Origin of the sequence: Nonomuraea sp. KM90, assembly GCF_052246675.1 — a bacterium.
In the GTDB taxonomy this organism is placed as follows: Bacteria; Actinomycetota; Actinomycetes; order Streptosporangiales; family Streptosporangiaceae; genus Nonomuraea.
On record NZ_JBQQCB010000039.1, the window covers coordinates 1 to 16,640 of the forward strand.

Sequence of the window (16,640 nt, forward strand, 5' to 3'; positions counted from 1 at the left end):
GCCCTGGACCGCTCTGGAGGTTCGCGACCACGGGCCGGGGCTGGACGAAGCGGTGCTGCCGCACGTGTTCGACCGGTTCTACAAGGCCAACGCGGCCAGGGCCCGGTCCGAGGGCAGCGGCCTGGGCCTGGCCATCGCGCGGGAGAACGCGCGTCTGCACCGAGGCGATCTCACCGTCACCAACGCCCCGGACGGCGGCGCCGTCTTCACGCTGCGCCTGCCGCGCCGGGCACACGATCCGGACGGGCAGACCGACACGGGAGGCCCCGAATGAGGACCGGACCCGCCCGCCGCGTGCTCGCCGCGGGCCTGGTGTCGCTCGCCGCCGTGGCCGGCTGCGGCGTGCGGCCGAGTGACGTCATCGAAGCCGGCGACCCGCCGAGCGGAGGCGTCGTACCGGTCACGACGATCACCCTCTATCTGGTCAAGAACGGCCGGCTCAGTCCGGTGGCGCGGCCCGGGCTGGGTGGCCGTCCGCTGTTCCGGGCCGACACGCTCGCGCTGCTGGCAGACGGACCCACCGCCAGGGAGCAGGCCAAAGGGTTCACCACCGACGTCCCGCCCCAAGCCGCCCCGTTCCTGGTGACCGCCAAACCGGCCGGCCACGTGCTGGTGACCCCGTCCGCTGCGGCCGGCGACCTGTCCGCGCTCGCCGTCCAGCAGATCGTGTGCACGGCCGCCGCCGCGACGCCGGACAGCCCTGCCCAGGTCACCGTCGCCGGCACGGAGGAGGACGTCGACCCCCGGAGCTGCCCGGGGCAACGGTAACGACCTGTTCTCTCCTTCGGATCGCCCGTGCCACCGCGGCGGCAGGGCCGCAGCGGTCCGCGCAGCGTGGCCGTCCTGTGGGACGTCCGCAACCCGGCCAGTACAGTGCACCGCAGCGCTTGTCCGCCGTGAGCGCCTACGACGACCGCGTCGGCCAGGTCGCCGTCGGCCCCGGACGGGGCGAACCGGCGGCTCCACCCTGGCGTGGCCCGCCGGCCGCCGGTCCCGGGCACGCCGGTACCTTGGATCACGCCGCCCGGTGGCCGGGTGCAGGCAGCGAGGAGGATGGATGGTCAACTCGTTCGGCCCGCTCCTGCGGAGCCTGCGGCAGGCCGCGCACTTGACGATCGAGGAGCTTTCCCACGCCTCCGGCGTGAGCGTACGAGCCATCGGAGACATGGAACGCGGCATCAGCCGCGGCCCGCAACGGCGAACGGTGCAGGCGCTGGCCGACGCGTTGCGGCTCGATGAGGAGCAGCGGGCGGAACTGGCCGAGGCCGCCAGGGCGGGCCGGCCGCGGTCCAGCGGCCCGGGGGAGGAGCGGGCGGGGCGGCCGCGGCTGTACGAGCTGCCGCGCGGGCTCGGCGACTTCGTCGGCCGGGAGGCCGAGCTCGAGCTGCTGTGCGAGCAAGGGCGGGCGGCGCCCGCGGACGGCCCCACGCCGGTCGTGGTGGTGCACGGCCAGGCGGGCCTGGGGAAGACGGCGTGCGTGGTGCGGGCGGCCGAGCTGTTGCGGGAGGTGTTCCCGGACGGGCAGTTCTACGTGGACCTGCGGGGCGTCGACGCCGAGCCGATGCCGGCGGCCGAGGCGCTGCACCGGCTGCTGCGGGCGCTGGGTCTGGACCCGCGCGCGATCGCCGAGGAGGAGCAGGAGCGGGCCAGCCAGTTGCGGGCGCTCATGGCGGAGCGGCGGTGCCTGCTGGTGCTGGACAACGCCGCCGACGAGGCTCAGGTACGGCCCCTGCTGCCGGGCCCCGGCGCGGGGATGGTGGTCGTGACCAGCCGCCGCACGCTGGGCGGGCTGGAGGGGGTGACGCGGATCGCGCTCGCGCCGTTCTCGCCGCGGGAGTCGGCGCAGCTGTTGCAGGCCATCGTGCGGGACGCCGCCGATCGCGCGGCGGGGGAGACGGCGCAGGTGGCGGGGCTGTGCGGACACCTGCCGCTGGCGTTGCGGATCGCCGGCACCCGACTGGCATCCCGGCCCGGATGGACGATGCGACACCTGGCGGAGCGGCTGTCGGATGCGGATCGCCGGCTGGCGAACCTGGCGGTGGGCGATGTGGGGGTGGAGGCGGCGTTCGCGTTGTCGTACGCGTTGCTGTCGTCGCGGGCGAAGGCGACCTTCCGGCGGCTGGCGCTGGTCCCCGCGGTGGACTTCGCGGCGCCGATCGCCGCGGTGCTCACCCAGAGCGAGGTGTTCGCCGCCGAGGATCAGCTCGATGACCTGGTCGAGCTGGGCCTGCTGCAGCATGAAGGCGCCGACCGCTACCGCTTCCACGACCTGATCCGGCTGTACGCGAGCCACCGGCTGCGCGAGGAGGAACCCGCCGAGGCCAGAGCGGCGGCCGAGCGGCGCGTGGCCGACTGGCTGCTGGAGACCGCGACCGTGGCCGGGCGGTGGTTCGAACCCGACCACGGAGCACCACCGCCCGGCTACGAGGGCCTGGTTCCGCTCGCCACGCAGGAGGAGGCGCGGGCCTGGCTGGAGGTCGAAAGGGACACCTGGCTGGCCGGGCTGCGGATGGCGGCCGCAGCCGACCGGCACGAGCAGGTGGCCGGACTCGGTGAGGCGATGCGCTGGTTCGCGGCCTACACGCCGCACTGGTTGGGCGACTGGCTGGAGGTGTTCGGGCTGACGCGTGCCGCCGCCGCCCGGCTGTCCGACCGCCGCCGGGAGTTGTGGCACATGAACCGCCACGTCTGGGCGTTCCTCGCCGCCTACTCACGCCGCGGGGAGGCGGCGTTGAGGGAGGGTGCGGAGCGGGCGATGGAGGTCTACCGGCTCGCCGAAAGCCTCGGCGCCGTCAGAGAGCAGGCCGACGCGGTGTGCAACGCGGCCGAGGCCTGGCGGGCCCTGCCCGACGTCGATCAGGCGCTGTGGGCGTACACCCGGGGGCGAGAGCTGGCCGAAGCCGCCGGTTACCACCAGACCTACTACTGGGCCAGCGGCGGAGTGGCGATCGCGCTCGCCCGTCTCGGCAGGCAGGAGGAGGCGATCGAGGAGTACCGCAGCTTGCTGCGGAGCATCGACGAGCAGCCGGTCGTCTCCGCCGCGGCACAGCACTCACGGTTGTTCGCTTTGGGGGGCCTGGCCGGCGCTCTGCTCGCCGCGCAGCGCTGGCAGGAGGCCATCGAGGTGGCGGAGCCGGCTCTGGCCGAGACCATGGAGCAGGGCAGCATCTGGACGATGAACATGCGCCTGGCGCTGGGCCGGGCATATGCCGGGCTGGGTGCGACCGGCGAAGCCCGCGAGTATCTGACCCGGTCGATCGAGCTGGCGGAGAAGCACAAAACGTGGACGCCCAGATCGCTTGAGCAGGCGAAAGCGGAGCTGGCGGCCCTCGGCAGGCCGGAAGCAGCTGACGGGACAGTCGGGTGATGTCACCTGACGGTGAGCCCGGCGAACTCTCCTGGCGGACGCCGACGCCAAGACCCCGCTGGGCTCCCCAACCGTATGGCGGGTCGCATCGAGCTCGCCGGTACATGATTCGGTGCCCCGCCTCACTCCACCCACGCCGGCACGATCTGGCCCAGCCGGGCCGGGTCGGTCATGGAGCCGATCACCGTGATGAGGCCGTCCACGATCGTGAAGGCCACGACCGTGGCCGGCCGCCCGCCGAAGGTGATGACGGCTCCAGGGGCGCCGTCCACCAGCGCCGGATGCATCCGCGCGTCCGCGTTCCTGAACAGCGTCGCCTGACCGGCGATGTTGCGCGCTCCGCGAATGGTGACCGCCCCTCCGGGCGTCTGGGCGCGCAGCTCCACATCGGGCGCGAGCATGGTGAGCAGCCGGGCGACGTCACCCTTGCCGACCGCCTCGAAGAACGCGTCCACGACCTCCCTGCCCGCGGCGTCGGCGGCGGCCACCCTGGTCCGCAGCCGCCCCCGGGCCCGGCTGGCGAGCATCTTCGTGGCCGCGGTGCTCCGGCCGAGGATGGCCGCGACCCCGTCGAACGGCACCTCGAACACGTCGTGGAGCACGAACGCCACCCGCTCCGCCGGGGTCAGGGCGTCCATGACGACGTACAGCGCGAGACCGACCGACTCGGCTAGCAGGACCTCCTCCTCGGGGTCGGTCCCGGAGCCCCAGACCGCCTCCCGCGGGAGCATCCCGACCTCCAGTTCGAGCGGCTGCTCCCGCCGTACCCCGTGCCTGCGCAGCGCGTCCAGGCAGATCCGCACCGTCACCGTGGTGAGCCAGCCGCGCAGCTCCCCGATCCCGTCGGCGCCGTTGCGTACGAGCCGCAGCCACGCCTCCTGCACGGCGTCGTCCGCGTCCGCGTGCGAGCCGAGCAGGCGGAACGCGATCGCGTGCAGATAGGAGCGCTGGGCCTCGAACGCGGCGGCGAGCTCTTCCTCGTCGGTCACGGTCACGATCCTCCTCATGGTCTTTCCTCGGTACCGGCACTTCGACGTATCGCGAGCCGCGAAGGTAACGCAGGCCCCGCGTTACCTTCCCGGGCGGCGGCACGTCGTAGTGGCGTCAACCGTTCCGACGACCCTCCCGGGGAGCAGAGATGACGCGTATCAAGGACGCCTCGACCCAGCCCGACATCACGGGCGCCGTCCAGCAGCTCTTCAAGGCGATGTACGCCGGAGGCGTGCCGCAGCAGACGCTGGAGCTGGTGCATCTGCGCGCGAGCCAGATCAACGGCTGCAGCGCCTGCGTGGACGCCGGCATCGCCAGTGCCGCGAACTCCGGGGTGAGCGCGGAGAAGATGCTCAACCTCGCCGCCTGGTACGAGAACCCGATCTTCGACGACGCCGAGCGTGCCGCGCTCGCGCTCACCGAGGCCGCGACCCGGCTCTCCGACCGGCCGGGCTCGGTGACCGACGAGATCTACGCCGAGACCGCGAAGCACTTCGACGAGCGGCAGCTCGGGGCCCTGGTGCTGATGATCGCGACCACCAACTTCTTCAACCGCATCAACACCACGTTCCGGGTGCCCGCGGGCCAGAAGTGGGACTGATCACGTACGCGTGAACGTACCCGGCGGTCCGCACCCAGCGGGCCGCCGCAGCACCCAGGCCCGATCAGAAATCAGGAGGCCCCGGCCGCAACGTTCCTTCCCCGCGACGGCCGCTCCTTCGAAGGACGCGTGGATGGCTGAGGCGATGCACGCACCCAGCGTGGGACGAGCTGCTCCCGCGGTTGTCTGCCGGCAGATCCCGGCCGGTCCCCGGTTCTCCGGCCGGTCCCCGGTTCTTCGGCCTGGGGACCGGCGCGGTCAGTGGGTGTCTGGTCTGGGGATGTGGATGCCCGCGGCGCGGAGCTTGGCCTCGACGAGCGCGACCCCCCGGGCCGTGGCCGATCCCTGCTCTTCGCCGTGGTGGGCGATCAGGTCGTACCGGGCTGCGGCGTCGGTGCGGGCTTGCAGGCCGGTCACGATCTTCAGGTGTGCGGGGTTGGCGAGGAAGTGGTCGGCAACGGCAGTGGCGAGCTCGGCCAGGCGCGGGTCGTCCGGCTCCCATGTCGTGGCTTCGACTGCGCGCTTGCTCAACGCGACGAAGCGGGGATCGTCGAGGGCGTGCTCGACATGGGTGAGGAAGTCGTCGAAGCCCTCCGGGACCAGGGCCCTGGCCAGCACCCAGCCCTCCCTGGTGGCCGCCACCTCCTCCGCGGGAAATCCGAGGCCGGCCATCCGCTCCAGCAGCGCCACGGCGCGGTCGCCCAGCAGGGCCCGGTCTCCGTCGGCGAGCCGGTGCAGCATGTCACGGCGCGCGATCAGCTCCTCGATCCGCTCGGTGAGCTGCCGTTCGACGTCGGTGAGAGCGGCGGCGAACGGCGCGGCGTCGGCGTCGAGCAGGGGCCCGACTTCGGCCAGCGGCACCCCGGCGGCGGCCAGCGTCCGGACCTGCACCAGCCGCAACAGCTCGGCCGAGCCGTAGCGCCGGTAGCCGGAGCTGTCGCGTTCCGGCTCCTTCACCAGGCCGAGCTTGTGGTAGTGGCGCACCGTCTTCACCGTGACGCCGACGAACGCCGCCGCCTGCCCGATCGTGACTCCGTTCATCGGCGCAATCCTGCCTTGTCCTCGAGCGCGGCGACTAGCCAGACCATAGCCGAGCATGTGGTCCCAGTTCGCGTTCTACCTGATGCACGACCGGAAGGGGTCGCCTCTCGAGGCGTACGGGTAACGGGGGTTCAGTCCGCCGGCTGAGCCGGATCGGCCTTCTCGCCGCAGAACACCTCGTTGACGAGCCTTTGCTGGGCGTTCCGGAGCGCTGTCGCTATGGACATGTCGGCGTCGGCCACCCAGTTCAGTACGGCGGTCATGGTTTTGCCGCCGTCGGGTGTGATGTACATCAGCGTCGTGGAGCCGACAGTGCCGCCGCTGTGGGTGATGACGGTGCCGCCGCAGTCCGTTTTCTGGACGATCACTCCCAGCCCGTACTCGAAGTTCGGGATGCCCGTGGCGCGCGGGGTGCACATCTCGGCGAGCAGGGGGGCCGGCAGGAGCTTGCCGCCCAGCAGCGCGGAGATGAACGTGTGGAGGTCCTGGCTGGTCGAGATCATGTCCCCGCCGGTTGAGACCCAGGAGGGGTTGTGGCGGGTGATGTCGATCGTCTTCTGCTCGCCGGCGTCCTCGTACCGGTAGTAGATGTGGGTGTGTGGCTCGGGAATCTCCGGCGAGGCGTCGGGCACCACCGTGCCCGACAGCCCGAGCGGTCCCAGGATCCGCCGCTGCATCTCCTCGGCCAGCGAGCGGCCGGTGACCTTCTCGATCAGCAACCGGGCCAGCACGTAGTTGGTGTTGGAGTAGCTCCAGCCGGTCCCCGGCTCGAATCGGGCCGGCTTGGACAGCGCCAGACGTACCAGCTCCTCGGGCCGGTAGGTGTGAAACCGGTTGTCCACCCACTCCTTGCCCGTGGTGCCGTAGGGCACGGGGATCCCGTGCACGATCGACCCGTCGTCGTAGACCTCGCCGGTGAAGTTGAACAGCCCGCTGGTGTGCTGCAGCAGCATCCGCACCGTGATCCGCTCGTCCAGCCCGAACTCGGGCAGGTAGTCGGCCGCCGGGGTGTCCAGCTCGATCTGGCCCTCGGCCACCAGCTGCAGCACCAGGGTCGCGGTGAAGGTCTTGGTGTTGCTGCCGATCCGGGCATGGCCGTTGACCGGCGGCTTGGCGGTCCCGCCCAGCTCGGCCACCCCGGCGCTGCCGGCCCACTCGCCCCGCTCGTCGTGCACGCGCAGCGACACCCCGAGGAAACCGGACTCGACGATCTCCTCGATCACCTTCTGCAGCTCCGGCCGGTCCTGCCCGGCCGCGGCTTCCGGCACGGCCCCGCCGTCCGCAACGGCCGCCCCGGCGGTGTCGAGGGCTTCGGTGATCTTGCGGGCCATCGCGGCGGTGGCCGGGCTCGGCCGGCTCTGGTGCATCTGGGCGGTCTCGACAGCGACGAGGACGGTGCCGCGGAAGTTGTCGGCCTCGGCCGGATCCTGCTGCTTCAGGAGGTTCATGGCCGCGGTCAGGGCCGGCAGCACGCGGTCGGCCATCTCGGCCACGGACGTGCCGGTCAGGTCCTTGCCGTCAGGGTAGTCGGCGAGCACATGCCCGATCAGGCCGGTGGCCGAGCCCAGCGCGATGCTGCCGTTGGTGGCGATCTTGTGAGGCTTGCCGGCGGCACCGGCGGCGGCCATCAGCGACACGGCGCCGTAGGCGGCAATCCGCAGGGTGCTCTTGTCCTGATCGGAAAGGGTGATCGTCATGGTGGTTTGCCCTTCGAAGCTGTTATGTCCGGGTCAGCGTCGCGCCGCTGCGCTGCGCCGAGCTTGCACCCTGACCCAAGGTAAACCTCAACCGTGATCTAGCTCACAGCCGCTCTGAGGGTTGAGACAGCTTTGGGAGCAGGACGCCGTCCCCCGCGGGTGACAGTCGCATCTCGCGCGGGAGGTTCGATGGTGTTCCGTAAGGCGATCCCCGGTCGCGAGCCGACCCGGCCGCCGGCGACCGCTCGCCGCTGCCATGACGTCGTATCCGCTCCCAGCTTGACTCGATCCCGCTCATCCAGGGTCTCGCACTGCAGGCCGGCGTCCGTGGCCGTCTCGGCGACAGCGTGTCCGACCGCCTGCAGGCGCGGCCGCCAGGCGCTCGCGCTCACCCTCGTCCCGTCGAACTGGTGCCTGCGCAGCGGAAACTCCCGCAGTTGCGCACGCATCCGGGTAGTCGGGAGAACCTTGCTCGCTACTCGGTGGGCTGATCGTGTGAGGGATGTGGCCGGCGTGCGGAGTACAGCGGGATGCGGGCGACGAAACGAGCGCCCTGCTCGGACTCTTCGACGGTGAGCGTTCCGCCGTGGCGTTCGGCGATCTGCCGGGCGATCGGAAGGCCGAGCCCGGTGCCGCCGGCGTCCTTGTCGCGGGCGTCGTCCAGGCGGGCGAAGCGCTCGAATATCCGCTCCCGCTGACCCGCGGGGATGCCGGAGCCGTCGTCACTCACCGCCAGCACGGCCTGTCCCGCTTCGGCGCTCAGTGAGATGGTCACGGTGGAAGCGGCGTGCCGTTCGGCGTTGTCGACCAGGTTGGTGAGCAGGCGGACGAGTTGCAGGCGGTCGCCGTGGACCAGGGCCGACTGGAGGTCGCGAGCTATGACCACCTCATGCGGGTGGCGGTGGTCCAGTTCGCAGGACACCAGATCCCTCAGGTCCACCGGCGCGGCGGGACCGAGCGCGCCGGCGTCCAGGCGGGAGAGGGTCAGCAGATCGGTGACGATGGCCTGCAGGCGGTGCAGGCTGTTCAGCATGGCGGCGGTTGTGGCGGGCCAGTCGGCGTCGGCAGGGTGGAGGAGCGCCTCTTCCAGCTGCGTGCGCATCGCGGTGATGGGGCTGCGCAAGTCGTGTGAGGCGTCGGAGGTGAAGCGGCGTTCCCGCTGGAACGCGGCCTCCAGCAGCGTCAGGGTCTGGTTCACCGTGCAGGCCAGGTCATGGATCTCATCTCGCGGCCCGGGCACCGGAACGCGGTGCCCCAGATCCGTGGAGGTGATCTTGGACAGCTGGGTCCGGATGGTATCGACCGGCTTGAGTGATCTGGCGACGATCCGCCACGCGCCGATGGTCGTGATCGCGATCAGCAGCACGAAGACCGCCACCACGCCGGTCAGGAGCCGTTCGGTGACGTACCACGGGTGGGCGGGCGCGGCTACGAAGATGCTCCAGTCGCCGTCTGGCCGTGGGACACGCTGAGCGGAGACGATCATGCAGGTGCCCGGGAGGTCGGGCATGTGGCACAGGGTTTCCATCCCGCCCACGAGGGGGCTCGGGACGAATGGGGCCATAGGTGGCCGTCCTCGCAGGTTCGCGCTGGCCGACACGATCCGGCCGGTGGGGTCGATCACCTGGAAGGCGGAGATCGGGTAACCCGTGCTTGCCGTGGGCACCTGGCCACGGGTCAGGAGGCGGGCGGCGTGCGTGATCGCATGATGATTACGGCGATTGGTTTCCAGCGTGCGGTCGTCGTGCACGATCTTGATGATCAACGCGGCGATGCCCGCGCACAGGAGAGTCATCACGATGGCCGACAGCAGGCTCAGCCGGGTCCGCACCGACCACTCACGACATGCCTTCAACGCGCTCCCCCTTGTGCGACCAGGGTAAATGTGCGCATTCGGGAGTCAGATGGGGGCGAAGGCAGATTCCCCTCAAGGTTCGACAACCTTGCGCCGCAGGCGTGGACGGTTCCGGGGCAATCGTGTGCAAGCCGGGCTCGAAGCGGCCGATCTAGGCAGGGTGTCGGGCTGTTGGGGCCTGTATGGAGATCAGTTGCACCGTCGTGCGCCGAACGTCTCCGGCCTGCCAGAGCACTTCGATGTCGTCCGCGGGTGTTGGCAGGCGCGAGCTCGTCGGGTCGTCCGCCGTGGCGCGGCACACCCCGGTGACCGCCGCCCTCACCGTCGTGCTGGCCGCGAATGTCGTCCTGGCCGTGCTGATCACCGTGGTCTGCGTCAGCGCCGGGCTACCCCTGGCCGGGTCCTTTGGGGACTGCCGGCCGCGTCAGGGGGCTGGGTCGGGGCAGCGCCGGCCGCGGGCACGCTGCTCGGGCTCACGCTCGTGGCCGCCGGGTTCACGGCCGCGGGCCTGTACGGGCTCCGCCGCCGCGACCTGGCCATGTGACTCCAGCCTGTTGGACATCACCGTCACCGGATCCTCTCGACACCGCTTCGACCGACCCTTGGGGAGCAGCCTCGCATCAGGTCCATCCGATGTGAGGTCCGCCGGCCACCGGCCGGGGAGCGTCGGACCCGCGCTGGGTGGGAGGGCGACGGCGAGGAACGGTTCACTGCTCGATCCTCGTGGCGGACGCGGCGGCCGCGTAGCCCGCCAACAGGTCCGCCACCTCTCCGGGGCGGCTGAGTGCGACGCAGTGGCCGCCCGCGATCTCGTCGGGGACGATGCCCAAGCGCTCGGGCACCAGCCGGCGGAAGAAGCCGGGCGGGAAGAAGCGGTCCTCGGTGCAGAGCACGAACCTCGTCGGCACGTCCGGCCACGCATCCGACGGCCATGGACCGGCCGAGGCGGCACTGGACGGATGGTCGCGCTCCTTGCCCAGCGCCTCCTCGGCCAGCTCCCGGGGCACATCGTGGTAGAAGCTCACGAATGGATCCGCGTGGCCGGTCAAACCGCCATCGCTCCTGGCCTGCTCCTCCATCGCGCTCTGGTAGCCGGTGTTGGCCCACCACTCATCCGGCGACTCACCCGGCGACGGGATCATGCCGGCCAGGAGGACCAGCACGTCGACGGGCAGGCGATCGGCGACCAAGGGGGCGGTGAACGCACCGAAGGAGTGGCCCACGACGACCAGGTCCCGCTTGTCACCGACGGCCTCGACCACGGCGTCGGCGTAGTCCGCCAGCGTCTTCGACTCGTCGTCACCCGGAAGGTCGGGGGCCAGCACGTCGTGCCCACGCGCTCGTAGCTCGGCCGCCACCAGGTGCCACGACCATCCGACGTCTCCTCCGCCGTGGATCAACACGAATGTGCTCATCGGACTCTCTCTTGATCGTCGGAACAGCGCACGACGACGGCGACCGCGAGGACCAGCCATCCCAGGCGCGAGGTATGGCCTTTGTCGGTGCGACGGTGGGTCGCTGTCATGCCGACCACGCTAGGAGCCAGACGCCATCGTGAAAAGCGATTGTTCCCGATGGACTCGATCGCCCGAAGCGATGGCCACCTCACGCGGCCATCGTCCGACGGCTGAACTCAGCCCAGGTCGATACGGGCGAGCTCGGTGCGCACGGTGACGCCCAGCTTGGGGAAGGCCCGGTAGAGGTGGTGGCTGACCGTCTTGGGGCTGAGGAAGAGCTGGGCGGCGATCTGCTTGTTCGTCGCTCCGGTCGAGGCCAGCCGGACGACATGGAGCTCCTGGGCGGTGAGCCGGGCGGCCAGGTCGTCGGTGTCGTGGCGGCTGAGCGTCTCGCCCGTGGCGCGCAGTTCGGCCGCGGCGCGGTCGGCCCACTGAGCGGCGCCGATGCCGCGGAAGGTCTCCTGGGCCGCACGGAGGTGGGCGCGCGCGTCGGTGCGGCGCCGGTTGCGGCGCAGCCATTCGCCGTAGAGGAGTTCGGTGCGGGCTTGCTCGAAGGGGCGGTCCGTACGGTCCAGGGCGGCGACGAAGTGCTCCTCGGCGTCCGGGTCCGCGGACAGCAGGGCCTCACAGCGGTGCAGTACGGCACGCGCCCAGGCCAGGCCGGCCGCCTCCGCCCAGCGGCGGAATCGCTCGTACGGCACCGCCGCCGCTTCCGGCCGGCCGAGCCGTACGGCGGCCTCGATCTGGTCGGGCGCGAAGTACACGGCGTGGATCTGGCGTCCGACCGGCCCCTGAGCGGCCCGGTCGAGCCGGTCGAGGGCGGCCTCGAAACGTCCGTGGCCCAGGTCGAGCATGGCCAGGGCCCACACGCCCCAGGCCCTGCTGGTGGCGACGTGCTCGGTGGCGAAGTGGGTGAGGTTCTGCTCGGCCAGGGCCCGGCAGCGTTCCTCGTCGCCCTCCACCGCCGCCAGCCAGGCCAGCACGCCCTGCTGGTGCGCCAGGCGGTGGAGCTGCCCGGTGTCCTCGGCGACGCGCAGCCCCTCGGCCGCGGCGAGCGCGCTGTCCCGGAAACGCCCGCGGTAGAGCTCGGCGACCGACAGCGTCGCCAGGGCCAGCGGCATCCAGCCGATCATGCCGCGGGCGCGGCACTCCTCGGTGAGCGACATCGACAGCGTGCGGGAGGCGTCGAAGTCCCCGACCAGGATGGCCAGCGAGGCGGCGTTGCTGCGCATCATGGCCGGGGCGTCCGGGGCTCGCCGGACCCGGGCCACGTACGCGCGGCAGCTCGGCAGCGCTTCCTCCACCGCTCCGGTGAGGAGCAGGGTGACGCCGGCGGCCATCAGCCGGGCCAGGGCGTCGCGGGGGAGCGGCAGCTTGTCGAGCCGGGTACGGGCCTGCCCGGCCCAGCCGGGTTCGCCCGCGTAGAACGCCGCGCGGACGGCGTCGGACAGCATCGCGGCGGCGGTTTCCGTGTCGTTCTTCCCGGCCGCTTCGATCAGGATGTCGCAGGCCGTACGCAGCGAACCGCTTTCGAAGGCGATCCGCGCCCTCAGGGCGGCGGGCCGGAGCTCTGGGGTGAGGCGTTCGGCCTCGTCGGCCAGGGCGAGCGCGTGTTCCGTCCGCCCGGCCAGCTCGGCCGTCTCGGCGGCGAGCACCAGCCGCCGGCCCCGCTCGGCGACGTCCGGGGTGAGCTGTGCGGCCCTGGTCAGCGCGGAGGCGGCGGCGCTGAAGCCCGTGCGCTCGCGGGCGCGGACAGCGGCCCGCTCCAGCGCTTCGGCCACCTGGGCGTCCGGTCCGGTCGCGGCCGCGGCGAGATGCCAGGCCCGCAGATCGGCGTCCAGCTCGCCGGTCAGTACGTCGGCGAGAGCGCGGTGGAGCTCCAGCCGCTGGCTGTAGGTGGCGTTCTGGTAGGCGGCGGCCCGGATGAGCGGGTGCCGGAACGACCACGTCGGTGCGGAGACGGTGACCAGCCCGGCCGCATCGGCCGAGTCGAGGGCGGCGACCGGCAGGCCGAGGGCCGCCGCGGCTGCGAAGATCACCGTCAGGTCGCCGGACTCCTCGGCCGCGGCGAGGGCCAGCAGGGTCTGGGTGGGCGCGGGCAGCTCGCGGATGCGCTGCTCGTATGCCTGCTGGATGCGGTGCGGCAGCGGCAGCCTGGCCGTCGCCAGCGGGTCGGTGGTGTACGCGGGCAGCTCGCGCAGCGCGAGCGGGTTACCCGCCGCCTCGGCCAGCACCCGCTCCCGTGCCCCGGCACTCAGGCCGGGCGCGTGCTCGTCCAGCAGCCGGGCCGCCGCGGCGCGGTCGAGGTCGGCAGGGCACAGCACCGGCACCCCCGGGGCCTCGAACCCCGGCCGGGCGGCGAAGACCAGGGCGACGCCCTCGCCCCGCAGCCGGCGCGCCACGAAACGCAGGGCGTCGGCCGAAGCCCGGTCCAGCCACTGGGTGTCGTCGATGAGGCACACCAGCGGCGCCCGTTCGGCGAGGAGGGTGAGGGCGGCCAGGCCGACGAGGAAGCGGTCCACCCCGGACGGCGGCGCCGCGGCCAGGCCCAGCGCGGCTCGCAGCGCGTCGGCCTGCGGCTCGGGCAGCGCCTCGATCTCCCCCAGGACCGGGCCGAGCAATAACTGCAGTGCCGCGTAAGGCAGCTCGGCCTCGCTCGCGACGCCGCTGACCCGCAGCACCGGCAGTGGCGGCGCGCGATCCGCGGCGTAGTCGACCAGCGCCGACTTGCCGATCCCCGGCTCCCCGGAAATGAGCAGTGCCCCGCTGGAGCCGGCGCGGGCCTTGTCGAGCAGCCGATCGAGCTCGGCCTGCTCCTTCCCGCGCCCATGAAGCATGACCGGAAATCTAGATCAGTGTCCGTCCGGCAGGCAATCGGGAAGACCGGACATCTGTCCGATGCGGCCGGGGCCCGGTGATTCCTAGCCTTCGAACCATGAACCTCGGGACGTACTCGCAGAACGAGCGCAGCCGTCGCTGGGCACTGGGCCGGGCGCTGATGGACGCCGAAGTCGTCGAGGCGCTCTTGCTGTACGAGAACACCTACTTCACCGGGGGCCCCTCGGACGCGATCGTCGTCTTCCCCCGCGTCGGCAGGCCGGTGGCGCTGACCGACGGTCCGTCCCGGAGCCCGTGGGCGCCCACCCGGCCGTCCCGGCACGCGTACGGCATCGCCGAGGTGCTCTGGGAACACCGGCTGCACCGGTCGGCCGTCGGCGTGCTCGGCCTGGAACCGTACCCGCCGATCCACCGGGGTCCGCTCCTGCCTCACAGCCTGTGGTCGCAGGTGCTCGGGCTGCTCCACACCGGCCGTCCGCATCAGTGCCGGCGTCTCCCCATCCACACCGGCCGTACGCATCAGCACCGGCGCGTCGGCCCCTCCACTCCGGCCACCGGCCCCGGCTTCGCCGCGCCCGCTCTCCGCGCCGGCGGCGGGCCGATCTCCCGTGGCACGTGGTGCTGGTCGAGATCCGCTGCACGTACGGCTTCCTCGAGGTCAGAGGGCGCATGCCGCGCCTACCCGGCGAGGTGCCCGGCACCGTGGCCGAGGCGCTCGATCGGGCCAAGGCCGGTTACGCGGCCGGGCTGCGCGCCGTACGGCCCGCCAACACCGTCGGCCAGGCCGCCGCCGCGGTCGCCGCGCACCTGGGCGGTCCCGGCGGGGAGCCGTACCTCGTGGGGCTCAACCCGCTCAGCCTGAGTGCCGGCGGCCAGGAGCCGCCGAGCGGCCACGACTTCGTCATCGCGCCCGGCATGACCTTCGCCCTCCAGGCCGGCTACGGCCAGGTCGCCGTCGGCGGCACCGTGCTGACGACCGAGGACGGCACCGTCGAACTGTTCACCCCCTTCACCAGAGCCTCGTGCGCCCTCACCACCCCCGCAGGGCGGACCTCATGAAGGGCCACGCTGAAGTGACCGACCCACAGGCGGCTCCCGGCCGAGGCCCGATCGGCGATCTGGCCGTCCTGCTGATGAACCGGATGTGACCAAGCGGCTCAACGAGTGAGGAGCGAATCCGTGTCCACCACACCCACGGCCCGCGGGAGCGGACGATCCTGGGCCCTGCTGCTCGTCCTGTGCGGCACGATCTTCCTCGAGGGCAGCGACGTCGCCATGCTGGCCGTCGCCATCCCCACCATCCGCGCCGACCTCGGCCTCACCACCAGCACCGCGGCGTGGGTGATGAGCGGCTACGTGCTCGGATACGCCGGTTTCACCCTGCTCGGCGGGCGTGCCGCCGATCTGCTGGGCAGGCGACGCATGTTCCTCACCTGGCTGGGCGTCTTCCTGGTCTTCTCCATGCTGGGCGGCTTCGCGGCCGACGGCTGGATGCTGGTCGTGGCGCGGTTCGTCACCGGAGTGGCGGCGGCCTTCATGACCCCCGCCGCGATGTCGATCATCACGACCTCGTACCCGGAGGGGCCGCAGCGCGACAAGGCCCTGCTGATCTTCGCCGGTGTCGGCGCCGGCGGCTTCTCATTGGGCCTGGTCATCGGTGGCCTGCTGACCGAACTCGACTGGCGCTGGGTGTTCTTCGCCCCGGTGTTCATGGCCGGCGTCATCTTGTTCGCGGCGCTCAGGCTGCTGTCCGCCGAGGCCCGCCCTGAGCCCGCGCGTTGCGGCTACGACCTGGCCGGCGCGGCCAGCGCCGCCGCCGCGATGCTGCTGCTCGCCTACGGCATCGTCCGGCTCGAGCACGGCGGCGAAGGGCTCGGGCTGACCCTCGGCGCGCTCGCCGCCGGGCTGGCGCTGGTGGCGGCATTCATCGTGATCGAACGGCGCGCCAAGGCGCCGCTCGTCCGCCTGGGGATCTTCCGCAAGGCCGCGCTGGTCCGGGCCAACGTCGCCGCGCTGCTGTTCCTGGGTGCGTTCTTCGGTTTCCAGTTCATCGTGACGCTCTACCTGCAGGAGCTGCGCGGCTGGTCGTCGCTGCAGACCGCGATCGCGCTGATCGTCATGGGCTGCGACGCCGTGCTGGCTCCCATCCTCACCCCCCGCCTGGTGAACCGGTACGGCCGCGCCCGGGTGATCTTCGGCGGCTTCCTGCTGGCGATCGCGGCCTACGGGCTCTTCCTGCCGGTGGGGATGGACTGGTCGTACGCGGCGATGTTCCCGACCCTGATCATCGCGGGCACCGCCTTCGCCCTCGCCTACGGTCCGCTGACGATCGCGGCCACCGACAGCGTGGCGGAGGAGGAGCAGGGCCTGGCCGGCGGCCTGCTGTACACCTTCACCCAGTTCGGCTCGGCGGTCGGGATCTCCGCGGTGACCGCGGTGTACGGGTTCGCCGCGGCCGGCGCCGATGGCTCACCGGGCGCGGTGCTGGACGCCTACCGCACCGCGCTCGTCGTTCCGGTGATCATGGTGCTGCTGGGGGCGGCCGTCTCCGCCTTCGGCCTGCGCAACGCCCGGCCCGCCGGCCGACTGGCGGGCGCGGCCCCCGACGAGGCCGCTTGAAGGTCATCAAGGACGTACGGGCAACTGGTACGCGCCGCCGGCGATTCCCCTTCACCACAGCGGCATCGACGGGCCGGGCCCCCGCGGAGCCCGGCCCGTCCGCGATGAACAACCGTCAGACCGGACCAACGGCGCGTCCGGGTTCGACAGCGCGGCGATGGCTTCCCTTTCTGAC

General features: G+C 72.0%; 12 protein-coding genes. 6 read left to right on the forward strand and 6 right to left on the reverse strand.

Going from position 1 to position 16,640, the window contains the following annotated elements:
* The 3 genes from ACTWPW_RS31175 to ACTWPW_RS31185 all read left to right on the forward strand — a co-directional run.
* Positions 1-274: ATP-binding protein (locus ACTWPW_RS31175; RefSeq protein ID WP_443170716.1), on the forward strand; the 274-nt coding region annotated here is incomplete at its 5' end.
* On the forward strand, positions 271-768 hold the full coding sequence (locus tag ACTWPW_RS31180) for a hypothetical protein (protein ID WP_443170717.1): 498 nt from the start codon (positions 271-273) through the stop codon (positions 766-768). The genes ACTWPW_RS31175 and ACTWPW_RS31180, both read left to right, overlap by 4 nt.
* Before the next feature lie 289 nt (positions 769-1,057).
* A complete protein-coding gene (locus ACTWPW_RS31185; RefSeq protein WP_443170718.1) occupies positions 1,058-3,367 on the forward strand; it encodes an ATP-binding protein in 2,310 nt (769 codons plus the stop codon).
* A gap of 122 nt (positions 3,368-3,489) precedes the next feature.
* On the opposite strand, the gene ACTWPW_RS31190 is transcribed toward ACTWPW_RS31185, so the two are convergent.
* Entirely contained in the window at positions 3,490-4,374 is an 885-nt protein-coding gene (locus ACTWPW_RS31190; RefSeq protein ID WP_443170719.1) for a sigma-70 family RNA polymerase sigma factor, read from the reverse strand.
* A gap of 131 nt (positions 4,375-4,505) precedes the next feature.
* Here ACTWPW_RS31190 and ACTWPW_RS31195 point away from each other — a divergent pair, with 131 nt between their 5' ends.
* Positions 4,506-4,958 carry a carboxymuconolactone decarboxylase family protein gene (locus tag ACTWPW_RS31195; RefSeq protein WP_443170720.1) on the forward strand — a complete coding sequence of 151 codons (453 nt, stop codon included), beginning with the start codon at positions 4,506-4,508 and terminating at the stop codon, positions 4,956-4,958.
* Between the two features lie 258 nt (positions 4,959-5,216).
* Here ACTWPW_RS31195 and ACTWPW_RS31200 read toward each other — a convergent pair whose 3' ends face one another.
* From ACTWPW_RS31200 to ACTWPW_RS31220, 5 genes are all read right to left on the reverse strand, one after another.
* Positions 5,217-5,999, reverse strand: a complete 783-nt coding sequence (locus ACTWPW_RS31200; RefSeq protein WP_443170721.1) for a MerR family transcriptional regulator — start codon at positions 5,997-5,999, stop codon at positions 5,217-5,219.
* A gap of 131 nt (positions 6,000-6,130) precedes the next feature.
* Complete coding sequence (locus ACTWPW_RS31205; protein WP_443170722.1) at positions 6,131-7,696, reverse strand: serine hydrolase domain-containing protein; 1,566 nt, start codon at positions 7,694-7,696, stop codon at positions 6,131-6,133.
* Positions 7,697-8,171: 475 nt separating this feature from the next.
* Positions 8,172-9,551, reverse strand: a complete 1,380-nt coding sequence (locus ACTWPW_RS31210; protein WP_443170723.1) for a sensor histidine kinase — start codon at positions 9,549-9,551, stop codon at positions 8,172-8,174.
* Positions 9,552-10,258: 707 nt separating this feature from the next.
* Positions 10,259-10,966 (reverse strand): alpha/beta fold hydrolase, encoded by a 708-nt coding sequence (locus tag ACTWPW_RS31215; protein ID WP_443170724.1) that lies wholly within the window; start codon positions 10,964-10,966, stop codon positions 10,259-10,261.
* A 218-nt stretch (positions 10,967-11,184) separates the two neighbouring features.
* Positions 11,185-13,845, reverse strand: a complete 2,661-nt coding sequence (locus ACTWPW_RS31220; RefSeq protein WP_443170725.1) for a helix-turn-helix transcriptional regulator — start codon at positions 13,843-13,845, stop codon at positions 11,185-11,187.
* A gap of 616 nt (positions 13,846-14,461) precedes the next feature.
* Here ACTWPW_RS31220 and ACTWPW_RS31225 point away from each other — a divergent pair.
* Together ACTWPW_RS31225 and ACTWPW_RS31230 are read left to right on the forward strand one after the other, a co-directional pair.
* Positions 14,462-14,905, forward strand: coding sequence for a hypothetical protein (locus tag ACTWPW_RS31225; RefSeq protein ID WP_443170726.1), 444 nt, complete (start codon positions 14,462-14,464; stop codon positions 14,903-14,905).
* Between the two features lie 120 nt (positions 14,906-15,025).
* The gene (locus ACTWPW_RS31230) at positions 15,026-16,465 is read left to right on the forward strand and encodes an MFS transporter (protein WP_443170727.1); all 1,440 of its coding nucleotides are present in this window, start codon (positions 15,026-15,028) and stop codon (positions 16,463-16,465) included.
* The last annotated feature ends 175 nt before the right edge of the window (positions 16,466-16,640 follow it).

What these genes read in the sequence shown, in the direction of transcription:
- ACTWPW_RS31180 (WP_443170717.1), top strand. Translation starts at nt 271, where the DNA reads ATGAGGACCGGACCCGCCCGCCGCGTGCTCGCCGCGGGCCTGGTGTCG.
- ACTWPW_RS31205 (WP_443170722.1), bottom strand. Translation starts at nt 7,696, where the DNA reads ATGACGATCACCCTTTCCGATCAGGACAAGAGCACCCTGCGGATTGCC.
- ACTWPW_RS31200 (WP_443170721.1), bottom strand. Translation starts at nt 5,999, where the DNA reads ATGAACGGAGTCACGATCGGGCAGGCGGCGGCGTTCGTCGGCGTCACG.
- ACTWPW_RS31185 (WP_443170718.1), top strand. Translation starts at nt 1,058, where the DNA reads ATGGTCAACTCGTTCGGCCCGCTCCTGCGGAGCCTGCGGCAGGCCGCG.
- ACTWPW_RS31220 (WP_443170725.1), bottom strand. Translation starts at nt 13,845, where the DNA reads ATGCTTCATGGGCGCGGGAAGGAGCAGGCCGAGCTCGATCGGCTGCTC.
- ACTWPW_RS31215 (WP_443170724.1), bottom strand. Translation starts at nt 10,966, where the DNA reads ATGAGCACATTCGTGTTGATCCACGGCGGAGGAGACGTCGGATGGTCG.
- ACTWPW_RS31195 (WP_443170720.1), top strand. Translation starts at nt 4,506, where the DNA reads ATGACGCGTATCAAGGACGCCTCGACCCAGCCCGACATCACGGGCGCC.
- ACTWPW_RS31190 (WP_443170719.1), bottom strand. Translation starts at nt 4,374, where the DNA reads ATGAGGAGGATCGTGACCGTGACCGACGAGGAAGAGCTCGCCGCCGCG.